This window comes from Pseudomonas sp. LAIL14HWK12:I1, from assembly GCF_003202095.1.
In the GTDB taxonomy this organism is placed as follows: Bacteria; Pseudomonadota; Gammaproteobacteria; order Pseudomonadales; family Pseudomonadaceae; genus Aquipseudomonas; species Aquipseudomonas monteilii.
Genome location: NZ_QJKG01000006.1, coordinates 28,263 through 54,911 on the forward strand (window position 1 = coordinate 28,263; position 26,649 = coordinate 54,911).

Sequence of the window (26,649 nt, forward strand, 5' to 3'; positions counted from 1 at the left end):
CTGCGAGCGCCGACATCGACACAGGGGCTGCGGCAAGACACGCCGGTCTTGTCGCAGCCTTCGCTCTGCGAGTGTCTGCATGGGGTCGTGGCATCAACCCCGGATAGGCCAGCTCAACGGTCAGAAACAGCCGGTTTATGCTTCCGCCTATGCGCCGAGGGAAGTGGCCGAGAACGCCGCAGATGCGGGGGGCTTGATCTCCATACCAGGGCGCCCACCTTTCAAGTGGAAAGGACTCATGCTTGAGCAGTGACGCTCATGGGGAATGGATGGGCCTGCCTCAGGGCGTCAATTTGGCCATGATCTGCTCATGGCACACGCTGAGCACTTCATCAGCAAGTGGTGAGTCGTCCGGACAAGCGCGAGACAGAATCAAGGCACCGAGGGCGTGTGCGAAGGTGTCGATGATTTCCGCACGACTTGCTTTCGGTTCGTCATCCTCGCCCTGTAAAACCTCCAGCAACTTTTCAATCCCAGCCTCGTAAGCTGCTTTGATGTCATCGAACTGTCGAGCGGCGTCTCCGCCCAGTGCCGCTAGGGTGCAACCTTTCCCTTTCTCATCGCGGTGCTTGCGGGACAGGTAGAAATTGATGAAGTCGGCGAGTTCGATGCCCTGCATCTGCTTTACCGTCTTGTTGATTCCGCACGTCGCGGATTCACCTAACTACCTTCGATCCCGGCTATGGCTTGACGTCTCTAGCCGGAGCCCGTCATCCGCCTGAAGCTACTGAACCCACCAGCCTCCAGTGAGTGGGCGCTTTACGAGGTGATCCCTCATCACGGCCATTGCTAATTTCGCGGGTTCCGCTAACTTATACAAAACCTGTACAAAACTGAGGTGTTGTACATGTATTGCCAGTGGCCTTTGACCCTTTATTTTGACGGTGCCTGCCCATTGTGCGCCAGGGAGGTTGCCTTCCTGCGCAGGCGTTCAACTGCAGCAAAGCTCATCCTGATCGATATCGATGGCGATGACTTCGATCCCATACCTCTTGGCCTGTCGATTGAGCAAATGAGATCGTGCTTGCACGCAAGGTTCGCGAACGATCATTGGGTAACAGGCTTGGACGCTACCCTTTGGAGCTGGCGTGCTGCCGGTGTTGGGATGTGGGCCGCTCCACTGGCTTGGCGTCCGCTACGTCCTTTGCTTTCAGTTCTGTACAGGTTGTTCTGTCGTTTGAGGCCAAGTTTGGCCTGGTTACCCCATCCCGAGGGTAGGCAACGTTGCAAAGGTGAGGAATCCAAATGTCACATTCGCTAGCCGAGCATTATCGTGAAATCCTTGTTGGCGTTGGTGAAAACCCGCAGCGAGAAGGGCTCTTGGATACCCCCCAACGTGCTGCCAAAGCGATGCAATATCTATGCAATGGCTATACCCAGAGCCTAGCTGAGCTAGTCAATGGCGCTTTGTTCGAAAGTCAGAATGATGAGATGGTGGTCGTTCGCGATATTGAGTTGTACTCATTGTGCGAGCATCACATGTTGCCGTTTATTGGGAAAGCGCATGTCGCCTACCTGCCAACAGGACGAGTATTAGGGCTTTCCAAAGTGGCGCGCGTAGTCGATATGTTTGCCCGCCGTTTGCAGATTCAAGAGAATTTGACTAGACAGATTGCGTGTGCCATGCAGGAAGTGACTGATGCGGCAGGTGTTGGCGTCGTTATCGAGGCCAAGCACATGTGCATGATGATGCGAGGTGTAGAAAAGCAGAACTCAGTGATGATTTCATCGGTAATGCTGGGTGAGTTCCGAGACTCCCCGACTACCCGGCACGAATTCCTCAACCTCATTGGGCGACATACCTGAAATATGATCCCTAGCCGCATAGGAAGAACGTGCCCATGAGTGCAGTTTTCAATACGTTATCTTCAAATCGTTTTAAAGTCCTGGGTTATAGTGGCTTGCTGCCGTTCGTTGGTGTGGCACTGCTGATTTGTTTAGCGACTGATTACCGAGATTTTCTATCTGTTGCTTTGGTTGGCTATGGGGCTGTGATACTGAGTTTTGTCGGGGCCTTGCATTGGGGTTTCGCTATGACGTTACAGGGATTGTCTGCAAATGGACGACAGGAGAGGCTCGTGTGGAGTGTTATTCCAGCCCTCATCGGTTGGGTTAGCATGTTGTTACCTGTGTCATGGGGCTGCTTGGTATTAGCTTGTGGTTTCATTGGGCATCTTTGGCAAGATCGTAAATTGGTCAATATTTTGCCTGGGTGGTACTGGCCTATGCGAGTACGTTTAACCATAGTCGCAAGTGTGTGTTTGCTAATTGGTGCGCTTGTACTGGTTTTTTAGATTGAACTCATTATCCCGATGTGAGCGGTTGGGCACCCTGAATCGCCCCTGGTGTCCTAGACACCTCCAAGCCTTTTAATGAGACCTGGAGGGATCTAGGAAACCAGGGGCGATTCAAATTATACGAATTATTAGACCCGTCTAAATATAAAGCAGCCATGAATGAAGACTGCTCATGGCCTGAGGATGCCGTTCGGCATGACCGCTTTGGGTCGATATCGGTCACTCTGCGACTGTCAGCTTTCGCCCCATAGCGGACATCTGAAGGCCGGCACTGACTACAGAGCGTTGAGGGGTATCCGTTATTGGTCGAAATCGCTCTCTCATGAAACGACGCTGCCACAAACGATGACTGCCATATCCCAACCGATCGCCAGCCCCAGCATGTCTAGGCCTTACGCTAGCCAATAAAGTTATGGCCTACATCTGAAACTTGTATTTCATCTGCACGCGCACAGCTGATTAGCATCGTCGATGTCTTCCTGTCGACGAGAACAACAACGTGAACCTTGGAACGATCATTACCCGAAGTGCCCGCTACTGGCCGAACCACATCGCCGTGGCGGACAGCCAGACGCGCGTCACATACGCCCAGCTGGAGCGCCGCAGCAACCGCTTGGCCTCAGCGCTGGGTACGCTGGGCGTGGGTGTCGGCGAGCATGTGGCGATTCTCGCCGCCAACCGCGTGGAGCTGGTCGAAGCGGAAGTGGCGCTGTACAAGGCGGCGATGGTGAAGGTGCCGATCAATGCGCGGCTGTCAGTGGATGAAGTGGTGCGTGTGCTGGAAGACTCCTGCAGCGTTGCACTAATAACCGATGCCAGTTTTGCCCAGGCGCTGGCAGCGAGGCGTAGGGAGTTGCCGCTGCTGCGCCAGCTGATCGCGCTGGAAGGCGAGGGCGGTGATCTAGGTTATGCCGCGTTGCTCGAGCGCGGCAGTGAGGCACCGCTGGGCCTGGACCCGGCCGACGATGCGCTGGCCGTGCTGCATTACACGTCCGGCAGCTCCGGCGTGCTCAAGGCTGCGATGCTGTCGTTCGGCAACCGCAAGGCGCTGGTGCGCAAGAGCATTGCCAGCCCCACACGGCGCTCCGCGCCAGGCGACGTCATGGCCCACGTGGGGCCCATCACCCATGCCAGCGGTATGCAGATCATGCCGCTGCTGGCGGTGGGCGCTTGCAACCTGCTGCTCGACCGTTATGACGACCGCCTATTGCTGGAGACCATCCAACGCGAACGGGTGACGCGGCTGTTCCTGGTGCCGGCGATGATCAACCGCCTGGTCAATTACCCCGGCGTTGAACGCTTCGACCTGTCCAGCCTGAAGCTGGTCATGTACGGCGCCGCGCCCATGGCACCGGCCCTGGTGAAAATGGCCATCGAACTGTTCGGGCCGATTCTCGCGCAAGGTTACGGCGCCGGTGAAACCTGTTCGCTGGTCACTGTACTGACCGAGCAGGACCACCTGGTGGAAGACGGCGATTATCGGCGCCTGGCCTCCTGCGGGCGGTGCTACTTCGAGACCGACCTGCGAGTGGTCAACGAGGCGTTCGAGGATGTGGCCCCGGGTGAAGTCGGCGAGATCGTGGTCAAGGGCCCCGACGTGATGCAGGGCTACTGGCGCGCCCCGGCGCTCACCGCAGAAGTGATGCGCGACGGTTATTACCTTACCGGCGACCTGGCGACGGTCGACGCCCAGGGGTACGTGTTCATCGTCGATCGCAAGAAGGAAATGATCATCTCCGGCGGTTTCAACGTGTACCCCAGCGAAGTGGAGCAGGTGATCTACGGCTTCCCCGAAGTGTTCGAGGTGGCGGTGGTCGGCGTGCCCGACTCGCAGTGGGGCGAAGCGGTGCGCGCAGTGGTCGTGCTCAAGCCCGAGGCGCAACTGGAGGCCGCCGAGCTGATCGAGCGTTGCGGCCGTGCGCTGGCCGGTTTCAAGAAGCCGCGCGGCGTCGACTTTGTCAGCGAACTGCCGAAAAACCCCAATGGCAAGGTGGTACGCCGCCTGGTCCGGGACACCTACTGGCAACACAGCGAACGTCGTATCTGACCAGGGAGCTTCACCATGTATCAACCCAGTGCAAAGGCTGCGCAGATTATCGAAGCGATCGAGGGTTTTGTCCGCGATCAGGTACGCCCGCTGGAACAGCAGGCACAGCTGGACTGGGCTCGCCCGCACCCCCAGCCGGTGCTGCGGCAGGTATGGAAGCTTTCCAGCGAGCAGGGCCTGTACACCGTCATGCTGCCCGAAAGCATGGGCGGGGCCGGCCTGAACGTGGCCGACTTGTGCGCGGTGAAGGAGGCTACGGTGCTGACAGGCTCCATGCTCGCCTCACACGTGTTGGGCGAGCTGTCGGGGCCGCCGCGGGTTGGCCACCTGTTCAAGGTGGCCAGCCCCTACCAGGTCGAGACTTTTCTCAAGCCAGTGTGCCGCGCTGAAAAGGCCGTGTGCTTTGCCTTGACCGAAGCCGAGGCCGGCTCCGATGCCACCGCCATTTCTACCCAGGCCCGCCGCGACGGCGACCACTATGTGCTCAGCGGCAGCAAACGTTACATCTCTGGCGCCACCTACGCCGACCTGGCGGTGCTGCTGGCGGTGACCGGGCCGAGTAAGGGCGCCCAGGGCATTTCGGCGTTCTTCGTCGACCTCAACGCCCCGGGTGTGCGAATCGACAGCGAGTATTCGGTGATGTCCGGTGGCGGTGCCCACGGCGACATCGTGCTTGACCAGGTGCGCGTGCCCGCAGCCAACCTGATCGGTGAAGAGGGGCAGGGGTTCAAACTGGCCATGGGGCGCATCACCCTCAACCGCCTGCTGCATTGCCCGACCCTGCTGGGGATGGCCGGCCTGGCGCTGAAACTGTCGATCGAGCATGCACGAAGCCGCAAGCAGTTCGGCCAGCCGATCGCCATGTTCCAGGCGGTCAACCACATGATCGCCGACATGGCCACCGAGCTGCACGCTGCGCGCAGCATGGTCTACGCCACGGCCCAGGTGAACGACGCAGGGGGCGATATCCGCACCCAGGCGCCGATGTGCAAGCTGTTCGTCTCCGAGGCTGCCTTCCGCATCGCCGACAAAGCGGTGCAGGTGCACGGCGGCGCCGGGTTGCTGCAGGGCCACCCGGTGGAGTGGATTTTCCGCGCCACGCGGATGATGCGTATCCTTACCGGCACCAGCGAGATCCAGCGCAACACCATCGCCAAAGGCGTACTGATGCCTGCCTGAAGGACGGGCCGCCCTTGCGGCGGCCTTTTTGCAACACCCCACAACAATAACAAGAGTACTCGCCATGACTGCGGATTCTTCCCTGCCCAACCCCCGTACCGCCTGGCTGGTGGCCGCGCTGCTGGCCCTGCTGATGCTGGTCAACTTTCTCGACAAGGTGGTGATCGGCCTGGTAGCGGTGCCGATGAGCGCCGAACTGGGCCTGACGGCCACCGAGTTCGGCCTGATCGGCGGCGCCTTGCATTGGTTTTTCGCGATCTCCGCCGTGGTCGGTGGATTCATGGCCAACCGGCGCCCCACCCGCACTTTGCTGCTGGGCATGGGCCTGTTCTGGGCGCTGATCCAGCTGCCGATGCTGTTTGCCACCTCACTGTGGGCCATCGTCGCCTGCCGGGTTCTGCTGGGCATCGGTGAGGGGCCGGCATCGCCGGTCGCCACCCATGCGCTGTACAAGTGGTTCCCCAACGACCGGCGCAACCTGCCGGTGGCCCTGCTGCATGCCGGCAGTGCCATGGGCCTGCTGGTGGCGGGGGCGATGATCCCCTGGGTCAGCCTGCATTACGGCTGGCGCACCAATTTCATCATCCTTGCGCTGATCGGCCTGGTCTGGTGCCTGTTGTGGTGGCGGCTGGGCCAGGAGGGCACCCTCGAGCGCCTGCGTGCCAGCCAGCTCAAGGCCGATGAGCCGGCTATTCCCTATCGCAGGCTGCTGGGTGACCCCAGCGTGCTGGGCAACTACCTGTGCCACTTCGCCGCCAACTGGTCGCTGGCCCTTACCCTGACCTGGGTGCCCAGTTACCTGCAAGTGGGCCTGGGTATCGACCCGCTGCAGACCGGGCGGATCTTCGTCATGTTCGTCGTCGTGACCACGCCGCTGAGCTTGCTGCTGGCGTGGTTCTCCCAGCGCCTGATGCGTCGTGGCCTGCCGTCACGGGTGGCTCGCGGCGTATTTGTTTCAATCTGTTTGATACTGGGCGGGCTGTTGTCGGCGTCGCTGATGCTGCCTGGCCTGAGCACGGCCGCAAGGGTTACCGCGCTGACCTTCAGTGGTGGCATGGCCTTGGTCATGTATTCCGTGGGCCCGGCAATGCTCGCCGAGTTCACCCCGGCGGCCCAGCGCGGCGGCATCCTCGCCATGGGCAACGGCATCGCCTCGCTGGCCGGGCTGGCAGCGCCGGTGGTGACCGGCTTGCTGGTACAAGGTGCGGGTAGCGAACACCCGGCGGGGTATGCCCAGGGCTTCCTGGTGTGCGGCGCGGTGCTGGTGGTAGCCGGGCTGGTGGGCCTGGCCACCATGAACCCGCAGCGCACCCAGCAGCGCCTGCGCGAGTCGGCTGCAGCTGGCGGGCAGGCGCGCGCTCAGACCGCCAGCTGAACGCCGAGCACCGACTCCAGAGGCTCGGCCTCCTTGCCGATCAGCTCGCCCCGCCAGCGGCCGCTGTTGACCAGGTCGATCAGCACGCTGCGCACCAGGTCGCGCAGGCAACCGGCAGCGAACGACAGGGGTTTGTGCTGGGAGTGCGCCAAGGCGATGGTGCGGCTGATGCGCGGTTCGACGATGCGCCGCGCCGCCGTGGGTTCGAGCAGTACGCTCAGCGGCGGCCAGTTGCTGATGGTCGCCGCCAGGCCGGCGCGCACCAGGCTGGCGATGCCGGGCGCTGATTGCTGTTCGTAGGCTGCGGTCAGTGGGACGGCGGCTTCCATGGCGGCTTGCTCGATGCGCCGGCGCAGGTGCAGCGCCCTGGGCGGTAGCACCAGGCGGGTGGCGGCGGCTTCTGCGAGGGTGATGGTGTCGGGGGTGCCAGGGGCTGATGCGCCGACCCAGTACAGCGCCTCGGTGAAGATCGGCTCGGCCTCGACATGGTCGAGTTCCTCGGCATTGGGTACCACGCCGAAGTCCACCTTACCCAGCTCGATGGCCTGGCCTCCTTCGCGGCTGAGGCCGTCCCACACCGTCAGGGTCACGCCCGGGAAACGCTGTTCGGCGCGCCTGACGATTTCCGGCAGCAGCAGGTCGGCCGCGGTGGCCGGGATGGAAATGGCCACGTGGCCCTTGGGGTCGCCGCGGCTGGATTTCAGCTCGTCCTTCACCGAATCGAGTTTCTGCACCACCTGCCGGGCCACCTCGTAGAGCTGGCGACCGGCATCGGTCAGGGCAATGCCATCGTGCTGGCGGTCCAGTAACTGCATTTCCAGTTCACTTTCCAGCAGGCTGATCTGCCTGCTCAATGCCGGTTGAGCAATGTAGGCGCGGCGAGACGCCGAAGAGAAGCTGCCGGCTTCGACGATGGCGATCAGGTAGCGGAGCTGTTTCAGGGTCATTGGAGCGGTTCCAAGGGTATGCCGAACTGTTATGGCACGTATCCGAACACGTTATTTGTGGGGTCCGAAGCGCGGCTCCTAGTATCACCCCGAAAGGGCGGGCCAAGGCAAGCCCGGCCAGGACAACACAACAACAAGAGGCCAAGCCCGATGAAACCTGTCGCCCTGCTACGCAGCATCCTGCTCGTCACCGCCAGCCTGCTGGCAGCACACGTGGAAGCCAAGCCGCTGCTTCAAGACCTGACGCCGGTGGGGGCCGACCGCGGGCCCAGCGGCGACGGCCGCATTCCGACATGGAACGGTGGCCTGCAGGCGGGGCAGGTGTCGCTGGCAATCAATGGCACACCCCTGGACCCGTACGCCGATGAGCAGCCGCTGTATGTGATCACTGCCAGCAACTACAGCCAGTACCGAGAGCAGCTGACGGCGGGGCAGGTGGCCTTGCTCCAGCGCTACCCGAAGTCGTTTCGTCTGCCGGTATACCCCTCGCACCGCAGTGTCGCGGTGCCAGCCCAAGTAGGCGAGTGGGCCCGGCACAATGCGACCAGTGCCCGGCTGGTCAATGACGGCAACGGTGTGGAGGGATTTGCCGGCGTGGTCGCATTCCCCAGGCCCGACAATGGCCTGCAGGTGCTGTGGAACCACCTCACCCGGCCACGCAACGGCAGCTACAGCCTGGCCTCGGACAGCATCACCCCGCGTGGTGATGGGCGCTTCATGATGATGAGCCTGCAACAGAACTTCGCCCGCCCCGACGTACTGGGAGATGGCCAGACGGGCAACGTGCTGTATTACCTGAGCTACCGCATGACCGCCCCCTCGCGCCTGGCGGGCGATGCCGTGGTGCTTCACGAAACTCTCGATCAGGTGGCGCAGCCGCGCCTTTCGTGGCTGTACAGCAGCAGTCAGCGGCGGGTACGGCGTGCCCCGGCGCTGGCCTATGACAGCATCACCCCGGGCACGGCGGGCCTGCGCACGGCCGACAGCCGCGACATGTTCAACGGGGCCCCGGATCTCTACCAGTGGACCCTGGTGGGCAAGAAGGCCTTGCACGTGCCCTACAACAGCTATCGCCTGGCGTCGCCCCTGCTAGGTTACTCCGCGCTGGTCGGGCCCGGCCACGTCAACCCGCAATCCACCCGCTACGAGCTGCACCGGGTGTGGGAGGTGGTGGGTACCCTCAAGCCTGGGGCGAAGCATATCTACGGCAGTCGCCGCTACTATCTTGACGAGGACAGCTGGGCCATCGTCGAGGCGGATTTCTTCGATCACCAGGGCAAGCTGTGGCGCACCGCCCAGGCCCACAGCTACTACCACGTCACCGGTCAGGCGTTGGTCAACGCCATGGAGGCGATCTACGACCTGCGCAGTGGCCGTTACCAGCTGTCGGGCCTGACCAACGAGCAGCCAAGGCCGTACGCTTTCGACGTGCGTACCAGTGCTTCCTACTTCTCACCCGGCGCATTGCGCAGCCAAGGCCTGCGTTGACACAGGGCTTCTATGAATTCCGATCACCGTCAAACCCTTTGGGAGCGCTGGTTGCTTGGGCAAGGCAAGGCGCCCGACCCGCGTTTCACCCTGGCCAATGAGCGTACGTTTCTGGCCTGGATCCGCACCGCCCTGGCCTTGCTCGGCGGCGCCATCGCCATTGAGACCTTCGCCGCCCATGCCTGGGATACGTCCGGGCGCCTGGCAATGGAGCTGGCGTTGCTGGCTACCAGCTTGCTGGTGAGCCTGGGCGCCGGCTGGCGCTGGTTGGCGGTGGAGCGTGCGCTGCGCCGCGAGGCGCCGCTGCCCTTGCCGCGCCTGGTGCCCCTGCTGAGCGTGGCGTGCGGGCTTGCCTGCGTGGCGCTGGTCGGCGTGCTATGGGCGCGTTGGCATGGCGGATAGCGCCGGCGACAGCGGGCTGCAGGCCGAACGTACGGTGCTGGCCTGGCGGCGCACGCAGGTGTCGTTGCTGTTGGTAGCGTGCCTTGCCTGGCGTGGCGAAATGTGGATTGTGGCCGGCCTGGCGGCGCTGTTGGCGCTGCTTGGCCGGGCGTGCGAACGCGGTGTGTACCGCCGTGGCCTGGGCATGCTGCACCACGAGCAGGGCCAGGCGGCCGCCTGGAGCGTGCTGCTCTGTGCCTTCGGGGTGGCGGGCCTGGTGCTGGGCGTGTGGGTGCGCCGCTCGCTTTAGGGCGGCGCTATTGGTGATTCAGGGTGTGACGATATTGAAGCGCCCATCCGGCTCGTCCAGGCCAGCCATGAAGCGCATGAACTTCATGCGCTCGCCACTGATATCGATATCACCTACGGTCGCTTCCTTGAGAAAGCCTGTCTGCTTCAGGGCGATGCGGTCCAGGGTAGCCTTGCTCATGTTCACCTCGACATCCGCCTGCCTATGGCGGGTGTGGTCGCGGTGAGTGAGCACACCGTTGCGCAGGGTCAGGGCGTAGTCTTCGTTCAGGTCGGTGAAGCGCCAGTTGATGGTCAGGTCCTGCTCGGCGGCCTTGGCGGCATCTACGCGTACGCCCAGGTAATCGAAGAACAGCGTCGGGGTCAGGGCGCGTACCAGGTCGTCCGCGCTGCCGCCTTTGCTGGCGGCCGGCGCCACACCATTGCGCAGCTCTTGCGCGCCGGCCAGGTACGCGTTGCGCCAGGTGGCGTTCTCGCTCTGGTAGCCCAATTGCTCCAGGGCGTCGGCCTGCAGCTCACGTGCCGCGCCGTTGTCGGGCTGGGCGAACACCAGGTGCCGGGTGAGTTCGGCAACCCAGCGGTAGTCGCCGCTGGCATAGGCCTCACGCGCCAGTGTCAGCACCCGCTCGGCGCCGCCCATGGCCTTGACGTAATGTGCCCCTGCCTCGCTCGGCGGCAAGGGGTTGAGAGTTGCCGGGTTGCCATCGTAAAAGCCCATGTAGCGCTGATACACCGCGCGCACGTTGTGGCTGAGCGAGCCGTAGTAGTCGCGGCTGTACCATTTGCTGGCCAGCCTTGGCGGCAACGTGGTCAGCTCGGCGGCGATCTCGGTGGGGCCGAGGCCGCGGTTGATCAGGCGCAGGGTCTGGCTGTCGATGAACGCGTACATGTCGCGCTGATCGGCCAGGTAGTCACGGATCGCCGCGCCGCCCCAGGTCGGCCAGTGATGCTGGGCGAACACCACTTCGGCCTGCTCGCCATAGCGCAACAGCGACTGGTCCAGGTAGTGCGCCCACACCTTGGCATCGCGCACCTGGGCGCCGCGCAGGGTCAGCACGTTGTGCTGCACGTGGGAGGCGTTCTCGGCCATGCACAGGGCCTTGAACTGGGGGAACCACAGGTTCATTTCAGCGGGCGCTTCGGTGCCAGGGGTGAGCTGGAACTCGATATCGATGCCGTCGATGCGCAGGGTCTCGAAGGGCTGTTCGATCAGCCGGGTGGGGGCGATCAGGCTTACCGTGGCATTGGCCGGCACACCCTTGCCCAGGCCGGCATCCACCTGGCCGCGTGGGCCGCGTGGCAGCGGCGCGCCGTACATGTATTGCGCCCGGCGCTTCATTGCCGGCCCGGCCAACACGTTCTCGCTGATGGCATGTTCGAAAAAGCCCTGTGGGGCGATGACCTGGACCTTGCCGGCCTTGACCTCGGCCTCGTCAATCACCCCACGCACCCCGCCGAAGTGATCGACGTGGGGGTGGGTATAGATCACCGCCACTACCGGCCGCTGCGGGCGATGACGGAAATACATCGCCAATCCGGCTCTGGCGGTTTCCACCGACAGCAGCGGGTCCATCACGATCAGGCCGTGCTCGCCTTCGATCAAGGTCATGTTGGCCAGGTCCAGGCCGCGCACCTGGTAGATGCGGTCGGTCACCTTGAACAACCCGGCAAGGGTGTTGAGCTGGGCGATGCGCCACAGGCTCGGGTTGACCGTGGCCGGTGCCTCACCCTTCAGGAAGGCGTAGCGCTGCAGGTCCCAGACGGTTTTACCGTCGGCATTGACCACAGCCTTGTCGACGGCCTCGAGCAGCCCGCGGCGCGCATTGTCGAAGTCGCTGCGGTCAGCGAAGGGCAGGCGCTGCAACCATTGCTGATTGATCTGGCGGGTGAGGTCGGTGGCATCCTTGGCCGGCCCGTCGGCCAGCGCCGCGAAGGGCAGGGCCAGGGCCAGCAGGCAGGGCAGTGTGCGTAGGCGCATGGAGGTGGTCCTTTTTGTTCTGAGGGCGAACACTCTAAGGACAGAGCTTGCCGCCGAACCAATACCACTCTTGCATGGCTACCCATGCCGGTACGCGATGGCTCAGCCGGCGCCAATGTCCATGATGCGCGCCACCAGCCACGCCAGTGCCGGGTCGTGCTGGCGATGGGCAAGGTAGACCAGCTCCAGCTGGAACGGCTCCAGGGCGAACGGCAGGTCGAATACCTGCAATGGCAGCAGCGTGGCGAAATGGCGGGCCAGTGCGGTGGGCAGCACCACGCACAGATCGGAGCTAGCCGCCAGGTGTGCCGCCTGCAGGTAGTTGGGCGTGGTGTAGGCAATGCGCCGAGCCAGGCCCTGTTCGGCCAGCCATTGGTCGACCATGCCGCGGGTCTGGCCGCCGTGCACCCACAAGTGGCGAAGGCCGAGGAAGGCCTGCAGGTCGAGCGCGCCGTCCACTTCGGGGTGGCCCTGGCGTACCGCCACGTGCAGGGTTTCGCTGCGCCAGTGACGCCGCTCGTAGCGCGCGGGTACGTCATCGAAACGCCCCAGCACCAGGTCGAGTTCGCCTCGGTCCAGCGCTTCGGCCGGCAGGTTGGGCGTCAGGTGCAGCACGTCCACGCGCAGATTGGGGGCCTCTGTTTGCAGGGTATTCAGCAACCTGGGCATGCATAGCTGTTCGGCAAAGTCGGTGAGGGCGATTCGCAGCTGCCGGTGGCTCAGGCGCGGATCGAAGCTGTCGCCGGCGCCAAGGGTCTGCTCGATCTGTTGCAGCGCCGCACGAATCGGGCCTTCCAGGGCCAAGGCACGCGGGGTGGGGCGCATGCGCCGGCCCACGCGCACCAGCAACGGGTCGCCCAGCAGGTCGCGCAGGCGCGCCAGGGCATTGCTCACCGTCGGCTGGGTCAGCGACAAGCGCTCGGCGGCGCGGGAGACGTTCTGTTCACGCAGCAGCATGTCCAGAACGCGCAGCAGGTTGAGGTCGAAGTTTGCGATATTCATGCAAAAAATACATGGGATGGAAAATGAGAATTTCAAAAATAGTAGGCGCCTGACTAGGGTGAGGGCAATGCCTTCATACCTCGAATCAGGAGCGTCACCGGTGATTACTCCCTATAACGTTCAGCAGACGGCGGTGATCGGCGCCGGCACCATGGGCCGCGGTATCGTCATCAGCCTGGCCCGTGCAGGTTTTGCGGTACTGTGGCTGGACAACGATCCCAGCGCCACCGAAGCCGGCCTGGCGATGATTGCGCAAACCTGGGCACAGCAGGTGGCCAAGGGCCGCATCGACAAGGCCGAGGCCGATGCTTGCCTGGCGCGGGTGCGCCAGGTGACGGCCTATGCCGACCTTGCCGAAGTCGACCTGGTGATTGAAGCGGTGTACGAGAACCTGGCGCTCAAGCAGGACATTTTCCGCACCCTGGACAGCACGCTCCAGGCGCACGCCATCCTGGCCAGCAACACCTCGGCCCTGGACATCGACGCCATCGCTGCCGTGACCCGTCGGCCCGAACAGGTGCTGGGGCTGCATTTCTTCAGCCCGGCCCATGTGATGAAGCTGTTGGAAGTCGTGCGGGGCGCTCGTACCTCACCTGCGGTGCTCCATGCAGCCCAGGCCCTCGGGCAGCGCATGGGCAAGCAAGTGGTGGTGGCTGGCAACTGCCCGGGCTTCATCGGCAACCGCATGCTCGCCACCTATGTGGCCGAGGCGCGCAAGCTGCTGCTGGAAGGTGCCACGCCGCGGCAAGTGGATGAGGCGCTGCAGGCATTCGGCATGGCCATGGGCCCGTTGCGCATGTATGACGTGGTGGGCATCGACCTGGAATGGCGCGCGCGTCAGCTGGCCGGCAAGGGCATGGATGCGCCGCTGGTGCAGGTCGACAATGCCCTGTGCGCGCTGGGGCGGTTCGGGCAGAAAACGGGCCAGGGTTACTACCGTTATGCGCCCGGCAGCCGCGAAGCGCTGCACGACCCCGAGGTCGATGCGCTGGTGCTGAAGATCGCCCAGGACCTTGGGGTGCACCGGCGCGTCATCGACGACGAGGAAATCCGAGAGCGCTGCCTGCTGGCGCTGGTCAACGAAGGGGCGAAGATTCTCGAGGCGTCGATGGCCAGCTGCAGCGCTGATATCGACCGGGTCCACCTGTATGGCTATGGTTTCCCGGCAGAGGTCGGCGGCCCCATGCGCTGGGCCGACCAGCAGGGGCTGGGCTTGCTGCTGGCGAGGCTGGAACGGCTGCAGGGCCTGTTCGGCGAGCACTGGCGCCCGACCGGGCTGCTGATGCGCCTGGTGGCCGAAGGCAAGCAGCTGGCCGATGTCCGCGAGGGCCGCGCATGAACTACCGAGCCCCCCTGCGTGACATGCACTTCGTGCTGCACGAACTGTTCGATGTGACGGCGCACTGTGCCCGCCTGGGCAACGAGCTGGACCGCGAAACCCTCGATGGCATTCTTGAACAGGGTGCACGCTTTGCCGGGGAGGTGGTTGCGCCGCTCAACCGCCCAGGCGATGAGCAGGGTTGCCGCCTGGAGGAAGGCCGCGTGCGTACCCCCGATGGCTTCCGCCACGCTTACCAGCAGTATGTGGAGCAGGGCTGGGGGGGGATGACCGGCCCACTGGAATACGATGGCCAGGGCCTGCCACAAATGGTCGCGGCCTGTTTTCACGAGATGCTGATGGGCGCGTCGCTGTCGTTTCGTATCTATTCCGGCCTGACCGAGGGTGCCGTGCTGGCCTTGCATCGGCATGGCAGCGCTGCGCTCAAGCGCGATTACCTGGGCAAGCTGGTCAGCGGCGAATGGGCCGGCACCATGTGCCTGACCGAGCCCCAGGCCGGCACCGACCTGGCGCTGCTGCGCACCCGTGCCGAGCCGCAGGGCGATGGCAGCTACCGCATCCGCGGCAGCAAGATCTTCATCAGCGGCGGCGACCAGGACCTGACCGACAACATCGTCCACCTGGTGCTGGCGCGCCTGCCGGATGCGCCGGCCGGTGTGCGTGGCATCAGCCTGTTCCTGGTGCCCAAGTTCGAATGTACCGAGGGCGGTGGGATCGGAGCGCGCAACGCGGTCGAATGCGGCGCGCTCGAGCACAAGATGGGCATCAAGGGCGCGGCGACCTGCGTGATGAATTTCGATGGCGCCCGTGGCTGGCTGATCGGGGAGGCCAATCAGGGGTTGGCCTGCATGTTCACCATGATGAACGATGCGCGCTTCCAGGTTGGTTTGCAGGGGCTGGGCATCGCCGAGGCGGCTTTCCAGGGTGGCCTGGCCTATGCCCGCGAGCGCCTGCAGTCGCGCAGCCTGGCAGGCGCGGTGGCGCCCGAGCGCAATGCCGACCCGATAATCTGCCACCCTGACGTGCGGCGCATGCTGCTGACCCAGAAGACCCTCAGCGAGGGCTGCCGCATGCTGGCGGCCTTCGCGGCGCAAGCGCTGGACCTGGAGCACGGCGCCGCGCAGCCTGAAGTGCAGGCGGCCGCCGGGCGCCGGGCTGCATTGCTGATACCGATCGTCAAGGCCTTCCTCACCGATGTCGGGCAGGAGACTGCCAGCCTGGGCGTGCAGCTGTACGGCGGGCATGGCTACATCCGCGAATGGGGCATGGAGCAACTGATGCGCGACAGCCGCATCACCCAGCTGTACGAGGGCACCAACGGCATTCAGGCATTGGACCTGATTCGCCGCAAGCTGCTTGGCGATGGTGGCGAGCAGTTGCGCCTGTTGATCGATGAGTTGCTTGAAGCGGCACGCAACTGCCGCGCAGACGCGCTGGCCGGGATGGCCCAGGCTGTTGCCCAGCGCCTGCAGGAATGGCGCAACCTGAGCGCCGAGGTGCTCGACGCCTGCCGCTGCGACCCGCAGGAAATCGGCGCGGTGTCGGTGGATTTTCTCGCCTATTCGGGCTACGTGCTGCTGGCCGCACTGTGGCTTCGGGCGGCTGAAACCGCTAGCGCCGCATTGGCCGCCGGCAGCCAGGACAGCGCCTTCTACCAGGCCAAGTTGCAGGCTGCAGCCTTTTACTGGCGGCGGGTGTTGCCGCGCGCCAGTGCCCACTGCGAGGCGTTGCGCGGCGGCGCACAGTGCCTGATGAGCCTGGATGAAGCGCACTTCGCCTTTTGACCTGGCACCGTTGTTCACCCACAAGAACAAGAGGAACATGAGCATGCAGCCCTTCAGTTTTGCCACCACCCCCCATCTGCTGTGCGAACCCGGCGCCGCCGGGCGCCTGGCGCAGCTGTGCCAGCAACGCGGCGTGCGCCGTGTGCTGATCGTGACCGACCCGGGTATCGTCAACCTGGGTATGCTTGATGACTTGCTGCCTGGGTTCACCCAGGCGCACCTGAGCGTGGCAATCTTCAGCGAGGTCAGCGCCGACCCCAGCCACGCCTGCGTGCTGGCGGCGGTGGGCCGGGCGCGGCATATCGGCGCTGAGCTGATCGTCGGTTTCGGTGGCGGCAGCTCCATGGATGTCGCCAAGCTGGTGGCGCTGCTGGCACACCCCACCTGTGACCAGACCCTGGAGGCGGTCTATGGCATCGACCAGGCCAAGGGCCAGCGCCTGCCGCTGATCCAGGTGCCAACCACCGCCGGGACCGGGTCGGAGGTCACCCCCGTCGCCGTGATCACTACCGGCGACGCGGCCAAGATGGCGGTGATCTCACCGCTGCTGCTGCCCGACCTGGCGCTGCTCGATGCGGAGCGTACGCTGGGCCTGCCACCGGCGATCACCGCGGCCACGGGTATCGATGCCATGGTCCATGCCATCGAAGCCACCACCAGCCAGTTCAAGCGTAACCCGCTGTCCAGCCTGTTGGCCCGCGAAGCGCTGGCGTTGCTGGCCGGCAACCTCGACCAGGCGGTGCACAACGGCGGCAATCTGGCCGCGCGCCAGGCCATGCTGCTGGGCGCCTGCCTGGCTGGGCAGGCGTTTGCCAACGCACCGGTGGCGGCGGTGCATGCCCTGGCCTACCCGTTGGGGGCGCGTTATCACGTGCCGCATGGGCTGGCCAACGCCCTGGTGTTGCCCCACGTGATGCGCTTCAACCGTCGCGAGGCGTTCGCCGACTATGCGGCGCTGGCCCCGGCACTGCTGGGCGAGCGGCTGGTCCCTGGTGATTCCCATGAGCTGTGCAACCAGTTCATCGATGAGCTGGCGCAACTGGCGCCACGCTGCGGCCTGCCCAGCCGGCTACGTGATGTCGGCGTACCGCGGCACAGCTTGCCGCTGTTGGCCGAGGACGCCCTGCAACAGCAACGGTTGCTGGTCAACAACCCGCGCAAGGTCACCCTTGACGACGCCCTGGCGCTCTACCAGGCGGCGTTCTGAACATGGCCAGGGAACGTCCGCTGCGCGGCGCCTACCGTCATTTCCAACCGATCACCACGCGCTGGCACGACAACGACGTGTATGGGCATGTGAACAATGTCGTCTATTACGGGTTTTTCGACAGTGCCGTGAACAGCTGGCTGATCGAGCACGCCGACCTGGATATCCACCATGACCCGGTGGTGGCCTATGTGGCCGGGTCCGCCTGCGACTACTTCGCTGCCATTGCTTTCCCTCAACGCATCGAGGTGGGCATCGCTGTCGAGCGGTTGGGCAACAGTTCGGTGCACTACGCCCTGGCCGTGTTCGTCGAGGGCGAGCCCGAGGCCTGCGCAGCCGGCCGTTTCACCCATGTGTTCGTCGATCGCCGGGACAACCGCCCGGTCACTATTCCCGCCAAACTGCGCAGCGCCTACGAACGCCTGCTGCCGGTGTAATTGCCCAAGGAGAGCCGTTTCATGCAAGACGCTGTCATCGTATCCACCGCGCGCACGCCCATCGCCAAGGCCTGGCGCGGCGCGTTCAACGACCTCACCACGCCCAGCATGAGCGCCATTGCCATCCGCGCCGCCGTCGAGCGCGCCGGCGTGGAGCCTGGCGAAATCGAGGACCTGGTGCTGGGCACCGCCATGCAGAGCGGGACCGCCGCCATCAACCCGGCGCGCTTGTCGGCCCTGGCGGCCGGCCTGCCGCTGTCGGTGGCCGGGCAGACCATCGACCGCCAATGCGCCTCGGGGCTGATGGCCATCGCCATCGGTGCCCAGCAGATCCGCGGCGAGGGCATGCAGGTGGTGATCGGGGCCGGGCAGGAGCAGATCAGCCTGGTGCAACAGGCGCACATGCAGGCCGCCAATGCCGCCCAGGACGCCACGGTGCGGCGCCTGTGCGAGCACGCCTACATGCCAATGCTGCACACGGCCGAGCACGTCGCCAAACGTTATGGCATCGATCGCCACACCCAGGACCGTTACGCCTTGGCGTCGCAGCAGCGAACGGCGGCCGCGCAGGAGGCCGGCCTGTTCGCTGATGAAATCGTGCCGGTCACCACGCAGCGCAAGGTCGTCGACAAGGCCACAGGCATCCAGTCCTACGAACGCGTGCACCTGAGCCAGGACGAAGGTAACCGCCCGCATACCCGGCTGGCGGACCTCGAGGCATTGCAACCGGTGATCGAGGGCGGTTGCGTGACCGCAGGCAACGCCAGTCAGTTGTCCGATGGCGCCAGCGCCTGTGTGCTGATGAGTGGGGCAAGGGCGGCACGCGTGGGTTGTCAACCGCTGGGGCTGTACCGGGGCATGGCGGTGGTCGGCCTGGCCCCGGAGGAAATGGGCATCGGCCCGGTGCTGGCGATACCACGCCTGTTGGCGCGCCACGCGCTGCGGGTTGAGGACATCGGCTTGTGGGAGATCAACGAGGCGTTCGCCTGCCAGGTGCTCTATTGCGCCGAATACCTGGGCATCGACCCGGCGCGGCTCAACGTCAACGGTGGTGCCATTGCCATCGGCCACCCCTATGGCATGAGCGGTGCGCGCATGGTTGGGCACGCCCTGCTCGAAGGCCGCCGGCGCAAGGTGCGCTATGTGGTGGTAAGCATGTGCGTCGGCGGTGGCATGGGCGCGGCGGGCTTGTTCGAGGTGCTCTGAGCCACCGCCATCGGGCCATAACGAACCGGCATGGCATTGATCCGAAGACGCTATTTGTGGGCGTCGTCAACCCTACCTGATACTTCTCGTCACCGACACCGCCGGCCTGGGCGGCCGGCGCGTCCGCGCTGAACCCATCATTTCGCTCTCTAATAAAACAACAAGAGGTTAAGAGTGAGCGCAACCTTTCTATTCTGCCGGCGCCGGGCGCCGCTGGCGGCCCTGTGCTGCCTGCTCGCTACCCCGGTGGCGGGCGTTCAATTCGACGTTGGCTCGCTGCAAGGGCGCTTCGACACGGCCTTGTCGTTCAGTACTGCCGTCAGCACTGCCAACCCCGACAAACAGCAGTTACAGACTGCCAACGGTAACGACGGGCGGCGCAACTACCGCGCGGGTGATGTGTTTTCGGCTCTCCTTAAAGGCACCCACGATCTGGAATTGCGCCGCGATAATGTCGGTGTATTCCTGCGTGGCACTTACTGGTATGACACCGCGCAGCGCGACCACAACCAGCGGGCAGTCGACATCGACGACCGCAACCGCCAGGTCTCGGCGAAAACAGCCGGAGCGGAGCTGCTCGATGCGTTTGCATACGCCCTTTACGACATCGACGGTGAGCCCGGTTCGCTGCGCCTGGGCAAACAGGTAGTCAATTGGGGGGAAAGCCTGTTCATCCAGGGCGGGCTGAATGTGGTCAACCCCTTCAACCAAGCCGCGCTGCGCCGGCCCGGTTCAGAGGTGAAAGACGCCCTGGCGCCGGTCAACCTGGTGTATGTCACGCAAAACCTCAACCAGGCCCTGTCTTTCGACGCCTTTTACCAGCTGGACTGGGAACAGACCCGACTGGACAACTGCGCAACGTTCTTCTCCGGCAACGACTTCATGCCCGAGGGTTGCCAGGGCCTGGATGTCGGCGGGCAGATGGTGACCAACCCCGCCGTTTCGCAGGCCCTTGCACCATTCGGTGTGACGCTGACGGAGGAGGGCGTGCGCGTGCCTCGCGGCGCCGACCAGGATGCGCGCAATGCTGGCCAATGGGGTTTTTCGCTGCACTGGTATGTTGAGCCACTGGATACCGAGTTCGGCCTGTTCGCCGCCAATTACCACAGCCGCTCTCCCTACCTGGGCACGGTCAGCAGCCGGTACTACGCCAATACGGGCTTCGCCAGGGAGCTGTGCGCCAATGTCGGTGTGGCACTGGGCAACTGCGGCGCCTTTCTGGCATCCAGCAACGGGCAGACCCTGGCCGGCGCGCTGCGCATGGGCACTTCGCAGTACCGGGCGCAATACCCCGAAGACATCCGCCTGTACGGCCTCACCTTCGCCACCACCCTGCGCAGCGGCGCTGCTGTGCAAGGGGAAGTGAGTTACCGGCCGAACATGCCGGTGCAGCTCAATGGCAATGATCTGTTGCAGTCATTGCTCAATGCGCCCGGACGCAGCCCGCTGAACGTCGATGGCCTGCGTCCTGCAACAGACGAAACGCCATTCGATGGTTACCGGCGCAAGGAGGTGAGCCAGGCCCAGGTATCGGTCGTGCAGGCGTTCAGCCAAGTCATGGGCGCCCACCAGCTGCTGCTGATGGGCGAGGTGGGCGCCACCTATGTGGGCGGGCTGGAGGGACGTTTCGGGGCGCGTTATGGGCGCTCCGGTGCCTATGGCAACGGCGAACTGGCCGACAACGACCTGTGCCTGGCGATCTCGAAAAGCCCGGGTGACTGCAACGGCGAAGGTTTTGTAACGCCCTTTTCCTGGGGGTACCGCCTGCGCGCGACCTGGAGCTACCCCAACCTGATCCAAGGCATGGACATTCGCCCAGGCCTGGCCTGGGCCCATGACGTCAAGGGTTACTCACCGGCGGACAGCTCGGCCTTCAACGAAGGCTCTCGCTCGATCAGCCTGGGCGTGGACGTCAGCCTGGCCAGCCAGTACTGGGCCAGCCTGGCCTATACCGATTACCTCGACGGCGATTACGGCACCCGCGGTGACCGCGATTATGTGGCGTTCAGCGTGGGCGCCAACTTCTAAGGCAACCAAGGAGCAGGACCATGGCCAAGCGCAGCATGCAGAAACCCAATTCAGGTACGCCTCGACCGGACTCAGCTTACTCAAAGATGGTGTCTTGTACTCACGGCCAATGTTCTGCTGATCTCCTTTGGAAGACCCCAGATAGAACTTGTTCCCGACGTACCGCTCCGCATGCGTGTTCTCGATCGTGAGCCTGGCCAGCTCATCTCCGCGGAACCCCCTCCAAAAACCAATGGTGAGCAGAGCGATGTCGCGGGTCGACTTGAGGAGGGCGGCCATGTTGCCGGCCGCTCTTGCTTGAGCAGCCTCATATTCGAGGTGCGCCACTGCTTTTTCGAGATGCAGCAGTGCTAAAGGGGCCGCTTGTTTCTGCTGCATGGGGTGTAGCGCCCGGATATCTTTGGGCCTGTCCTGTGGCAGCGGACGCCAAGAAGCTGGTTACTGAGCCAACTGCCTTACGCCTTTTGCGTATTCGTTTCGGTGAACGATAGCCCAGTGCCGAATGCAGCCGACTGCTGTTGTAAAACCCATGGAAGTAGCTGGCAATTGCCAGGTGAGCCTGTTTCTTGGTGGGGTAGACCGTGCAGGCTTCCTCCCTCTTCAATGTAGCGAAGAAGCTTTCAGCTACAGCGTTATCCCAGCAGTTTCCTCTCCGGCTCATGCTCTGCGCGAAGCCCTTCTTGGCCAAAGCGAAACGAAATTTGCTGCTCGCGTACTGGGCGGATTCAACCGGTCGTCGCAACACCTTGATCGAGGTGTTTATGGGGCGACCCGCAGGATGGATGCAAAAATTGACTGGGCGGGGAGCGATGCGTTCTCCAGGTGCACCCTCACTTCGTAATGAGATCGAACGGCTATTTGGGGTGCAGATTGCAACAGGCATCACAAGCGAAAAGGCAGCACATACCGTTGGCGTATCAACAGCGGTAGGTACACGCTGGTTCCGTCATCGAGGCGGGATGCCATTATTCATGTCGAATCACATATCAGGACGATACTTATCGTTTGCAGAGCGAGAAGAGATTGGGCTGCTTCGAGCGCAAAGTGTTGGCGTTCGTGAGATCGCCCGTCGCCTTGGAAGAAGCCCATCGACAATTTCACGGGAGCTGACACGCAATGCTGCTACCCGTTGCGGTCGGCTTGAATATCGAGCGTCAGTAGCGCAATGGAAGGCAGAACTGGTGGCCAAGAGGCCGAAACCAGCGAAACTGGTCACTAACCCGCGACTGCACCAGTACGTACACGACCGCCTTGAGGGCAAGGTTCAAGACGCCGATGGTCGTGAGATTTCTGGGCCTCGGCAAGCACCCTTCAAGGGCCGAAATAAACCGCATCGCAGTGACCGTAAATGGGTCAATGGCTGGTCGCCTGAACAGATTGCCAACCGGCTCCAGCTCGATTTTCCGGATGATGAATCCATGCGCATTTCTCATGAAGCGATATATCAGGCGCTCTACATTCAGGGTAGAGGAGCTCTCAAGCGCGGACTGGTGAGCTGCCTGCGCTCAGGACGAGCATTGCGCGTGCCGAGAGCCAGAGCGCAGGCCAAAGTGTGGGCACACGTCAGCGAGGACGTCATGATCTCCAGTCGCCCAGCTGAGGTAGAAGATCGGGCTGTGCCCGGGCATTGGGAGGGTGACCTGATCATCGGTCTGAACCGTTCTGAATCGCCCCTGGTTTCGTAGACACCTCCAAGCCTCATAATGAGGCCCAAATAGGAGGTGCCATGAGTCGTCAGCGTTACCCTGAAGAATTCAAGATCGAAGCGGTCAAGCAAGTGACCGAGAAAGGCAAGCCTGTCGCTGAGGTCGCCCAGCGCCTGGGCATGTCCGTGCACAGCCTTTACGCCTGGATCAAGGTCTACAGCAAGCCCCAAGAGCAGCGTCAGCAAGACAATGATCAGCAGGCTGAACTGCGCAAGCTGCGCGCTGAACTCAAGCGCGTGACGGAAGAGCAAGACATCTTGAAGAAGGCCGCCGCGTACTTTGCCAAGGAGTGCGGCTGAAGTACGCCTTCATCAAGAAGCACTCGACGGATTACCCGGTGCGGCGCCTTTGCCAAACCCTCAAGGTGCATCCCAGCGGCTACTACGCTTGGTTGGCGGAGCCTCAATCTGCCCGAGCAAAAGAAGATCATCGTCTGCTTGGTTTGATCAAACATGCTTGGCTCGAAAGCGGAGGTGTGTACGGCTATCGCAAAATTCATGGTGACCTGCGTGAGCTGGGAGAGACATGCGGGCGAAATCGAGTCGGTCGTTTGATGCAAGCAGAGGGGTTGCGTTCGCAAACGGGTTATCGCCGTCGTCCTGGGTTTTATGGCGGAAAACCAACCGTGGCCTCGCCCAACCACCTTGCCCGGCAGTTCAAGGTCAGCGAGCCGAACAAGGTCTGGGTGACCGATATCACTTACATCCGCACCTATGAAGGATGGCTTTATCTGGCGGTAGTGCTGGATCTCTTCTCACGCCAAGTAATTGGTTGGTCAATGAAGCCAAGGATGTGCAGCGACCTTGCTATCGACGCGATGCTGATGGCCGTTTGGCGACGCAAGCCACAGCAGCAAGTGATGATTCACTCAGACCAAGGCAGTCAGTTCAGTAGCTCAGATTGGCAAAGCTTCCTTAAGGCCAACAATGTGGTCAGCAGCATGAGCCGACGGGGAAACTGCCACGACAATGCCGTAGCCGAGAGCTTTTTCCAGCTTTTGAAGCGGGAACGGGTTCGACGAAAGACCTACGCGACACGTGACGAAGCCCGGAGTGATATTTTCGATTACATCGAGATGTTCTATAACCCAAAACGTCGACACAGCAGTGCTATGCAGCTGTCTCCAGTAGAGTATGAGAAACGCTATTTCCTGAGCTTGGAGAGTGTCTAGGAAACCAGGGGCGATTCATTTCTTTGGGCGGTTGGCGACAAATGCTAAAAAAATTCTCCAAATCTTCAGGGTCTAGGGCTGAAGGTGAAAGGCGGCGTATAAAAAAGCACCAGATCAGCAATTTTTCCAATATTGACGCGAATTCTTTTATGCGCTGATTTGCGTAGGTGTAGCGCTTAAGCGCGATCAGGGCGCGAACGCTGGCATAAGCCTCAGGGGCCTGTATGGAGCTATCCAGGTTCGACAGCGTGTGACGAATTAATGCGCTTTCGTCAGCACTCGATGATGGTGCATCTGATTCGGGATCCCAAGAATTACCAAACAGCGGAATCAAATTCATAGCCTTTCGAGAGAGGTCACCACGAGTGGAGACAAGGCTAATCCAAGAAAGCGTGCTGTCAATTTTGGTAGAAAAAAGCGGTTTTTTTGCCAATCAATTAACGAAAGAAAAAGGCTCAAAAAGGGCCGGTTAAACTTCGCAGAGATCTAGCGCTTGGGATCGGAGGTACACTGTAGGCCGCGGAAGTCGGGGGTGGCTGGCGCTGGGGGATGGGCCGATTAATTTTCAACGCTTACAAGTAATGTGACTGTTATCCATAAATGATAAAAAAATATATTCAAGAAAATCAAGCATTTAGCTGAAGTGAAATCCATAGAGGATAAAAAATTAGCAAAATCTGAGGGATTTATCCTTTTTGAGGTGCAGAAGCTGCGTGTTGTGGCGTTATATGTCGTAGAGTTATAAAAAGCATCTGACGAACACGATTTTTGTCGTTTTTCGTGTATCCGTTACACGGCTTTAGAAAATAATAAAAATTAGCATTCAATCATATTTCTCAAGTAAATCATGAGCTTATGAGAGATTTTTTCTTCATTTTTTGGCTGGTTTGCCAAGGGTGGTTTTGCGGTCCTTTTTTCTTTGCTATATGGGGATTTTTTCGCACGGAAAATCTGAGGTCATGCAGATAGAGATTGAAGAAGGGATGCATGTTGTAGCTCGCGGAAAAGCTGCATTAATTGTGCGGCCGGTTGATGCAGATTCAGTTGAGGTACTTCTGCTTTCTACTCGACAAAAGATCACTGTTGGACTGAATGAGATAGAGTTCATCACGGTGCCTAAGAGATCTACTGGCGGCTCCGAAATTCTTTACTTGACTAGATTGGAATCTGAATCAAATGACCAGGAAATTCAGCTGGCATTGAGGCGCCACGAGGTATTGTCGAGATTGCACCGTAAGGAAATTTCTGTGGCCCAAGCAGCAGAGGAAATAGGTGTTACTCGATCGCATGTTTATAAGTTGCGTGCCAAGCATGATGAAAGTATGGGGTATTGCACTCAGTTGGTTCGGCGGAGAGGTAATCAGAAGAACTCACGACATTTAGATCCTGCTCTCGAAAAAGAAATAGAGGCAGTGCTCGAGACATTTCGTAAACGTGCAGGAGTTACATTTGCAGAGGTGTGGCGTGCTGTGCAAAAAGCTTGCATGTCACTTAACCTAAAATGCCCTGCACGCAAAACGATTCGAAATCGTATGAAAAGTAGTTTTACTCGCGAAGAGGTCACCCGTTTGAAATATGGGCGGGAGGTGGCTGCACAGATGCATGACTCTCGACCAGGAAAGTACAAGGCTACCAAACCCTTAGAGTGGGTGCAGACTGACCACACGCTCGTAGATTACGAGGTTCTCACGGACGACCGTAGTGACACTATTGGTCGCCCTTGGCTGACCCTGTTTATTGATGTCTATACGAGGGTGATACTAGGATACTATCTCAGCCTTCATCCACCTAGCACTTTGTCGGTTGCTTGTGCCTTGGCTCATGCAGTGATGCCGAAGGAAGACTTTTTACGTAGATTGAATTTATCAGGCTTCAAGTATCCGATGTATGGCCCCCCGTTCATGGTCTATATGGATAATGCGAAAGAGTACAGGAGTCATAAGTATCTCTCTTCTTTAGATCGTGCGCATATCGGCTACGATCACCGTCCGCTGGGGAAGAAGCACTTTGGTGGTCATGTCGAAAGGCTGATAGGTACGATGATGAATAAGGTTCATTTGTTGAGCGGCAGCACAATGTCAAATACAGTTGTTAGGAAAAGGCTGGCTAGAGATAGGAAGCCCACCCAAACGTTCACGGAGTTTGCTAGGTGGTTTGCGTTAGAAGTAATGGAATATCATTCGACCGTGCACAGCGAAATTAAAAAGACTCCTTTGCAAGCATGGCAGGATTACTATGGTCCGCATGGTGTAGTGCCTTTTCCTCCGCAAATAACAGACGCGCACCAGTTTCGTTTGAACTTCATGCCTCAAGAATATAGAAATATTCGGCCCGGTGGCATTGAATTTAAGACTCGTTTTTATTGGGATCCTGTGCTCGATCCCTTTATTGGAGAGAAAAAGGTTCTGATAAAATACGACCCATTTTCACTTAAGCAAATCTGGGTCCAGTTAGATGGCCAATTCATTCCGATTCCTTTTGCCGACATGACGTTGCCTGATATTACTCTGGAAGAGCATAGAGCGAAAGTTCTCTCTAGTCAGTCACTGGAACCAGGATCTTTTGGTGATGCTCAAGCAGCAGAAGCACACAGTGAAGCAGGCAGGATAGAAAGTGCAAGCATAAAGAAGACGCGCGCTGCCAAAAAACAATTAGCTGCGAAAGTTGAGTATCAGAAAGAGTTCTCGTCTGCGGAGGTTGTCAAAAAAGAAAACAAAGTGGCTCCCGATTATTCTTTGCCACCAAAGCCTTTCAAGGGGGGTGTGTAA

General features: G+C 61.3%; 22 protein-coding genes and 1 pseudogene. 18 read left to right on the forward strand and 5 right to left on the reverse strand.

What is annotated here, in order from left to right; genetic code table 11:
- Positions 1-280 precede the first annotated feature (280 nt).
- Positions 281-619, reverse strand: coding sequence for a hypothetical protein (locus D906_RS16145; RefSeq protein ID WP_081741879.1), 339 nt, complete (start codon positions 617-619; stop codon positions 281-283).
- A gap of 228 nt (positions 620-847) precedes the next feature.
- Between D906_RS16145 and D906_RS16150 the strand changes: the two genes are divergently transcribed.
- The 6 genes from D906_RS16150 (at position 848) to D906_RS16175 (ending at position 6,898) form a co-directional block, all read left to right on the forward strand.
- A complete protein-coding gene (locus D906_RS16150) occupies positions 848-1,261 on the forward strand; it encodes a thiol-disulfide oxidoreductase DCC family protein (protein WP_081741878.1) in 414 nt (137 codons plus the stop codon).
- On the forward strand, positions 1,246-1,806 hold the full coding sequence (gene folE / locus D906_RS16155) for a GTP cyclohydrolase I FolE (RefSeq protein ID WP_019096391.1): 561 nt from the start codon (positions 1,246-1,248) through the stop codon (positions 1,804-1,806). Before D906_RS16150 ends, folE begins: the two co-directional genes overlap by 16 nt.
- Positions 1,807-1,841: 35 nt before the next feature.
- Entirely contained in the window at positions 1,842-2,294 is a 453-nt protein-coding gene (locus tag D906_RS16160; protein WP_080587332.1) for a DUF3429 domain-containing protein, read from the forward strand.
- Between the two features lie 502 nt (positions 2,295-2,796).
- Positions 2,797-4,344, forward strand: coding sequence for an AMP-binding protein (locus D906_RS16165; protein WP_027615634.1), 1,548 nt, complete (start codon positions 2,797-2,799; stop codon positions 4,342-4,344).
- A gap of 15 nt (positions 4,345-4,359) precedes the next feature.
- On the forward strand, positions 4,360-5,523 hold the full coding sequence (locus D906_RS16170) for an acyl-CoA dehydrogenase family protein (RefSeq protein WP_025754092.1): 1,164 nt from the start codon (positions 4,360-4,362) through the stop codon (positions 5,521-5,523).
- A gap of 64 nt (positions 5,524-5,587) precedes the next feature.
- A complete protein-coding gene (locus D906_RS16175) occupies positions 5,588-6,898 on the forward strand; it encodes an MFS transporter (protein ID WP_033693705.1) in 1,311 nt (436 codons plus the stop codon).
- On the opposite strand, the gene D906_RS16180 is transcribed toward D906_RS16175, so the two are convergent.
- On the reverse strand, positions 6,883-7,845 hold the full coding sequence (locus tag D906_RS16180; protein ID WP_025754094.1) for a LysR family transcriptional regulator: 963 nt from the start codon (positions 7,843-7,845) through the stop codon (positions 6,883-6,885). The two genes, D906_RS16175 and D906_RS16180, sit on opposite strands and share 16 nt — an antisense overlap.
- Before the next feature lie 150 nt (positions 7,846-7,995).
- On the opposite strand from D906_RS16180, the gene D906_RS16185 reads away from it, so the two are divergent.
- From D906_RS16185 to D906_RS16195, 3 genes are read left to right on the forward strand one after another with little or no spacing between them, the layout of a single operon-like run.
- The gene (locus D906_RS16185; RefSeq protein WP_019097003.1) at positions 7,996-9,333 is read left to right on the forward strand and encodes a DUF1329 domain-containing protein; all 1,338 of its coding nucleotides are present in this window, start codon (positions 7,996-7,998) and stop codon (positions 9,331-9,333) included.
- A 12-nt stretch (positions 9,334-9,345) separates the two neighbouring features.
- Positions 9,346-9,735 carry a YidH family protein gene (locus D906_RS16190; protein ID WP_025754096.1) on the forward strand — a complete coding sequence of 130 codons (390 nt, stop codon included), beginning with the start codon at positions 9,346-9,348 and terminating at the stop codon, positions 9,733-9,735.
- Positions 9,725-10,024 (forward strand): DUF202 domain-containing protein, encoded by a 300-nt coding sequence (locus tag D906_RS16195; protein WP_027615633.1) that lies wholly within the window; start codon positions 9,725-9,727, stop codon positions 10,022-10,024. Before D906_RS16190 ends, D906_RS16195 begins: the two co-directional genes overlap by 11 nt.
- Positions 10,025-10,042: 18 nt before the next feature.
- On the opposite strand, the gene D906_RS16200 is transcribed toward D906_RS16195, so the two are convergent.
- The gene (locus tag D906_RS16200; RefSeq protein WP_025754098.1) at positions 10,043-12,001 is read right to left on the reverse strand and encodes an alkyl/aryl-sulfatase; all 1,959 of its coding nucleotides are present in this window, start codon (positions 11,999-12,001) and stop codon (positions 10,043-10,045) included.
- A 102-nt stretch (positions 12,002-12,103) separates the two neighbouring features.
- Positions 12,104-13,003, reverse strand: coding sequence for a LysR family transcriptional regulator (locus D906_RS16205; protein ID WP_019098557.1), 900 nt, complete (start codon positions 13,001-13,003; stop codon positions 12,104-12,106).
- A gap of 67 nt (positions 13,004-13,070) precedes the next feature.
- Here D906_RS16205 and D906_RS16210 point away from each other — a divergent pair, with 67 nt between their 5' ends.
- The 6 genes from D906_RS16210 to D906_RS16235 all read left to right on the forward strand — a co-directional run bounded on the left by D906_RS16210 (position 13,071) and on the right by D906_RS16235 (position 21,004).
- Positions 13,071-14,342: a 3-hydroxyacyl-CoA dehydrogenase NAD-binding domain-containing protein gene (locus D906_RS16210; protein WP_371921015.1), complete on the forward strand. Its 1,272-nt coding sequence runs from the start codon at positions 13,071-13,073 to the stop codon at positions 14,340-14,342.
- Positions 14,339-16,126 (forward strand): acyl-CoA dehydrogenase C-terminal domain-containing protein, encoded by a 1,788-nt coding sequence (locus D906_RS16215; RefSeq protein ID WP_025754100.1) that lies wholly within the window; start codon positions 14,339-14,341, stop codon positions 16,124-16,126. The genes D906_RS16210 and D906_RS16215 overlap by 4 nt, the downstream gene beginning before the upstream one ends.
- A gap of 43 nt (positions 16,127-16,169) precedes the next feature.
- A complete protein-coding gene (locus tag D906_RS16220) occupies positions 16,170-17,333 on the forward strand; it encodes an iron-containing alcohol dehydrogenase (protein WP_027615631.1) in 1,164 nt (387 codons plus the stop codon).
- Positions 17,334-17,335: 2 nt separating this feature from the next.
- Positions 17,336-17,770, forward strand: coding sequence for a thioesterase family protein (locus D906_RS16225; RefSeq protein WP_019099161.1), 435 nt, complete (start codon positions 17,336-17,338; stop codon positions 17,768-17,770).
- 21 nt (positions 17,771-17,791) lie between these two features.
- Positions 17,792-18,976 carry an acetyl-CoA C-acyltransferase gene (locus D906_RS16230; RefSeq protein WP_027609905.1) on the forward strand — a complete coding sequence of 395 codons (1,185 nt, stop codon included), beginning with the start codon at positions 17,792-17,794 and terminating at the stop codon, positions 18,974-18,976.
- Positions 18,977-19,150: 174 nt separating this feature from the next.
- On the forward strand, positions 19,151-21,004 hold the full coding sequence (locus D906_RS16235; protein WP_019099831.1) for a DUF1302 domain-containing protein: 1,854 nt from the start codon (positions 19,151-19,153) through the stop codon (positions 21,002-21,004).
- A gap of 307 nt (positions 21,005-21,311) precedes the next feature.
- On the opposite strand, the gene D906_RS27050 is transcribed toward D906_RS16235, so the two are convergent.
- Positions 21,312-21,887, reverse strand: coding sequence for an integrase core domain-containing protein (locus D906_RS27050; RefSeq protein WP_143503501.1), 576 nt, complete (start codon positions 21,885-21,887; stop codon positions 21,312-21,314).
- On the opposite strand from D906_RS27050, the pseudogene D906_RS16250 reads away from it, so the two are divergent.
- The 3 genes and pseudogenes from D906_RS16250 to D906_RS16260 form a co-directional block, all read left to right on the forward strand.
- Positions 21,787-22,668: pseudogene (locus tag D906_RS16250) on the forward strand (transposase); the annotation flags it as partial. The gene D906_RS27050 and the pseudogene D906_RS16250 overlap by 101 nt on opposite strands.
- A 62-nt stretch (positions 22,669-22,730) precedes the next feature.
- Positions 22,731-23,881, forward strand: a protein-coding gene (locus tag D906_RS16255; protein ID WP_097156177.1) for an IS3 family transposase whose coding sequence is annotated in 2 segments (ribosomal slippage) — positions 22,731-22,974 and positions 22,974-23,881 — 1,152 coding nt in all. Because the reading frame shifts where the segments join, the coding sequence is not laid out codon by codon here.
- A gap of 959 nt (positions 23,882-24,840) precedes the next feature.
- Positions 24,841-26,649, forward strand: a complete 1,809-nt coding sequence (locus D906_RS16260; RefSeq protein ID WP_158285998.1) for a Mu transposase C-terminal domain-containing protein — start codon at positions 24,841-24,843, stop codon at positions 26,647-26,649.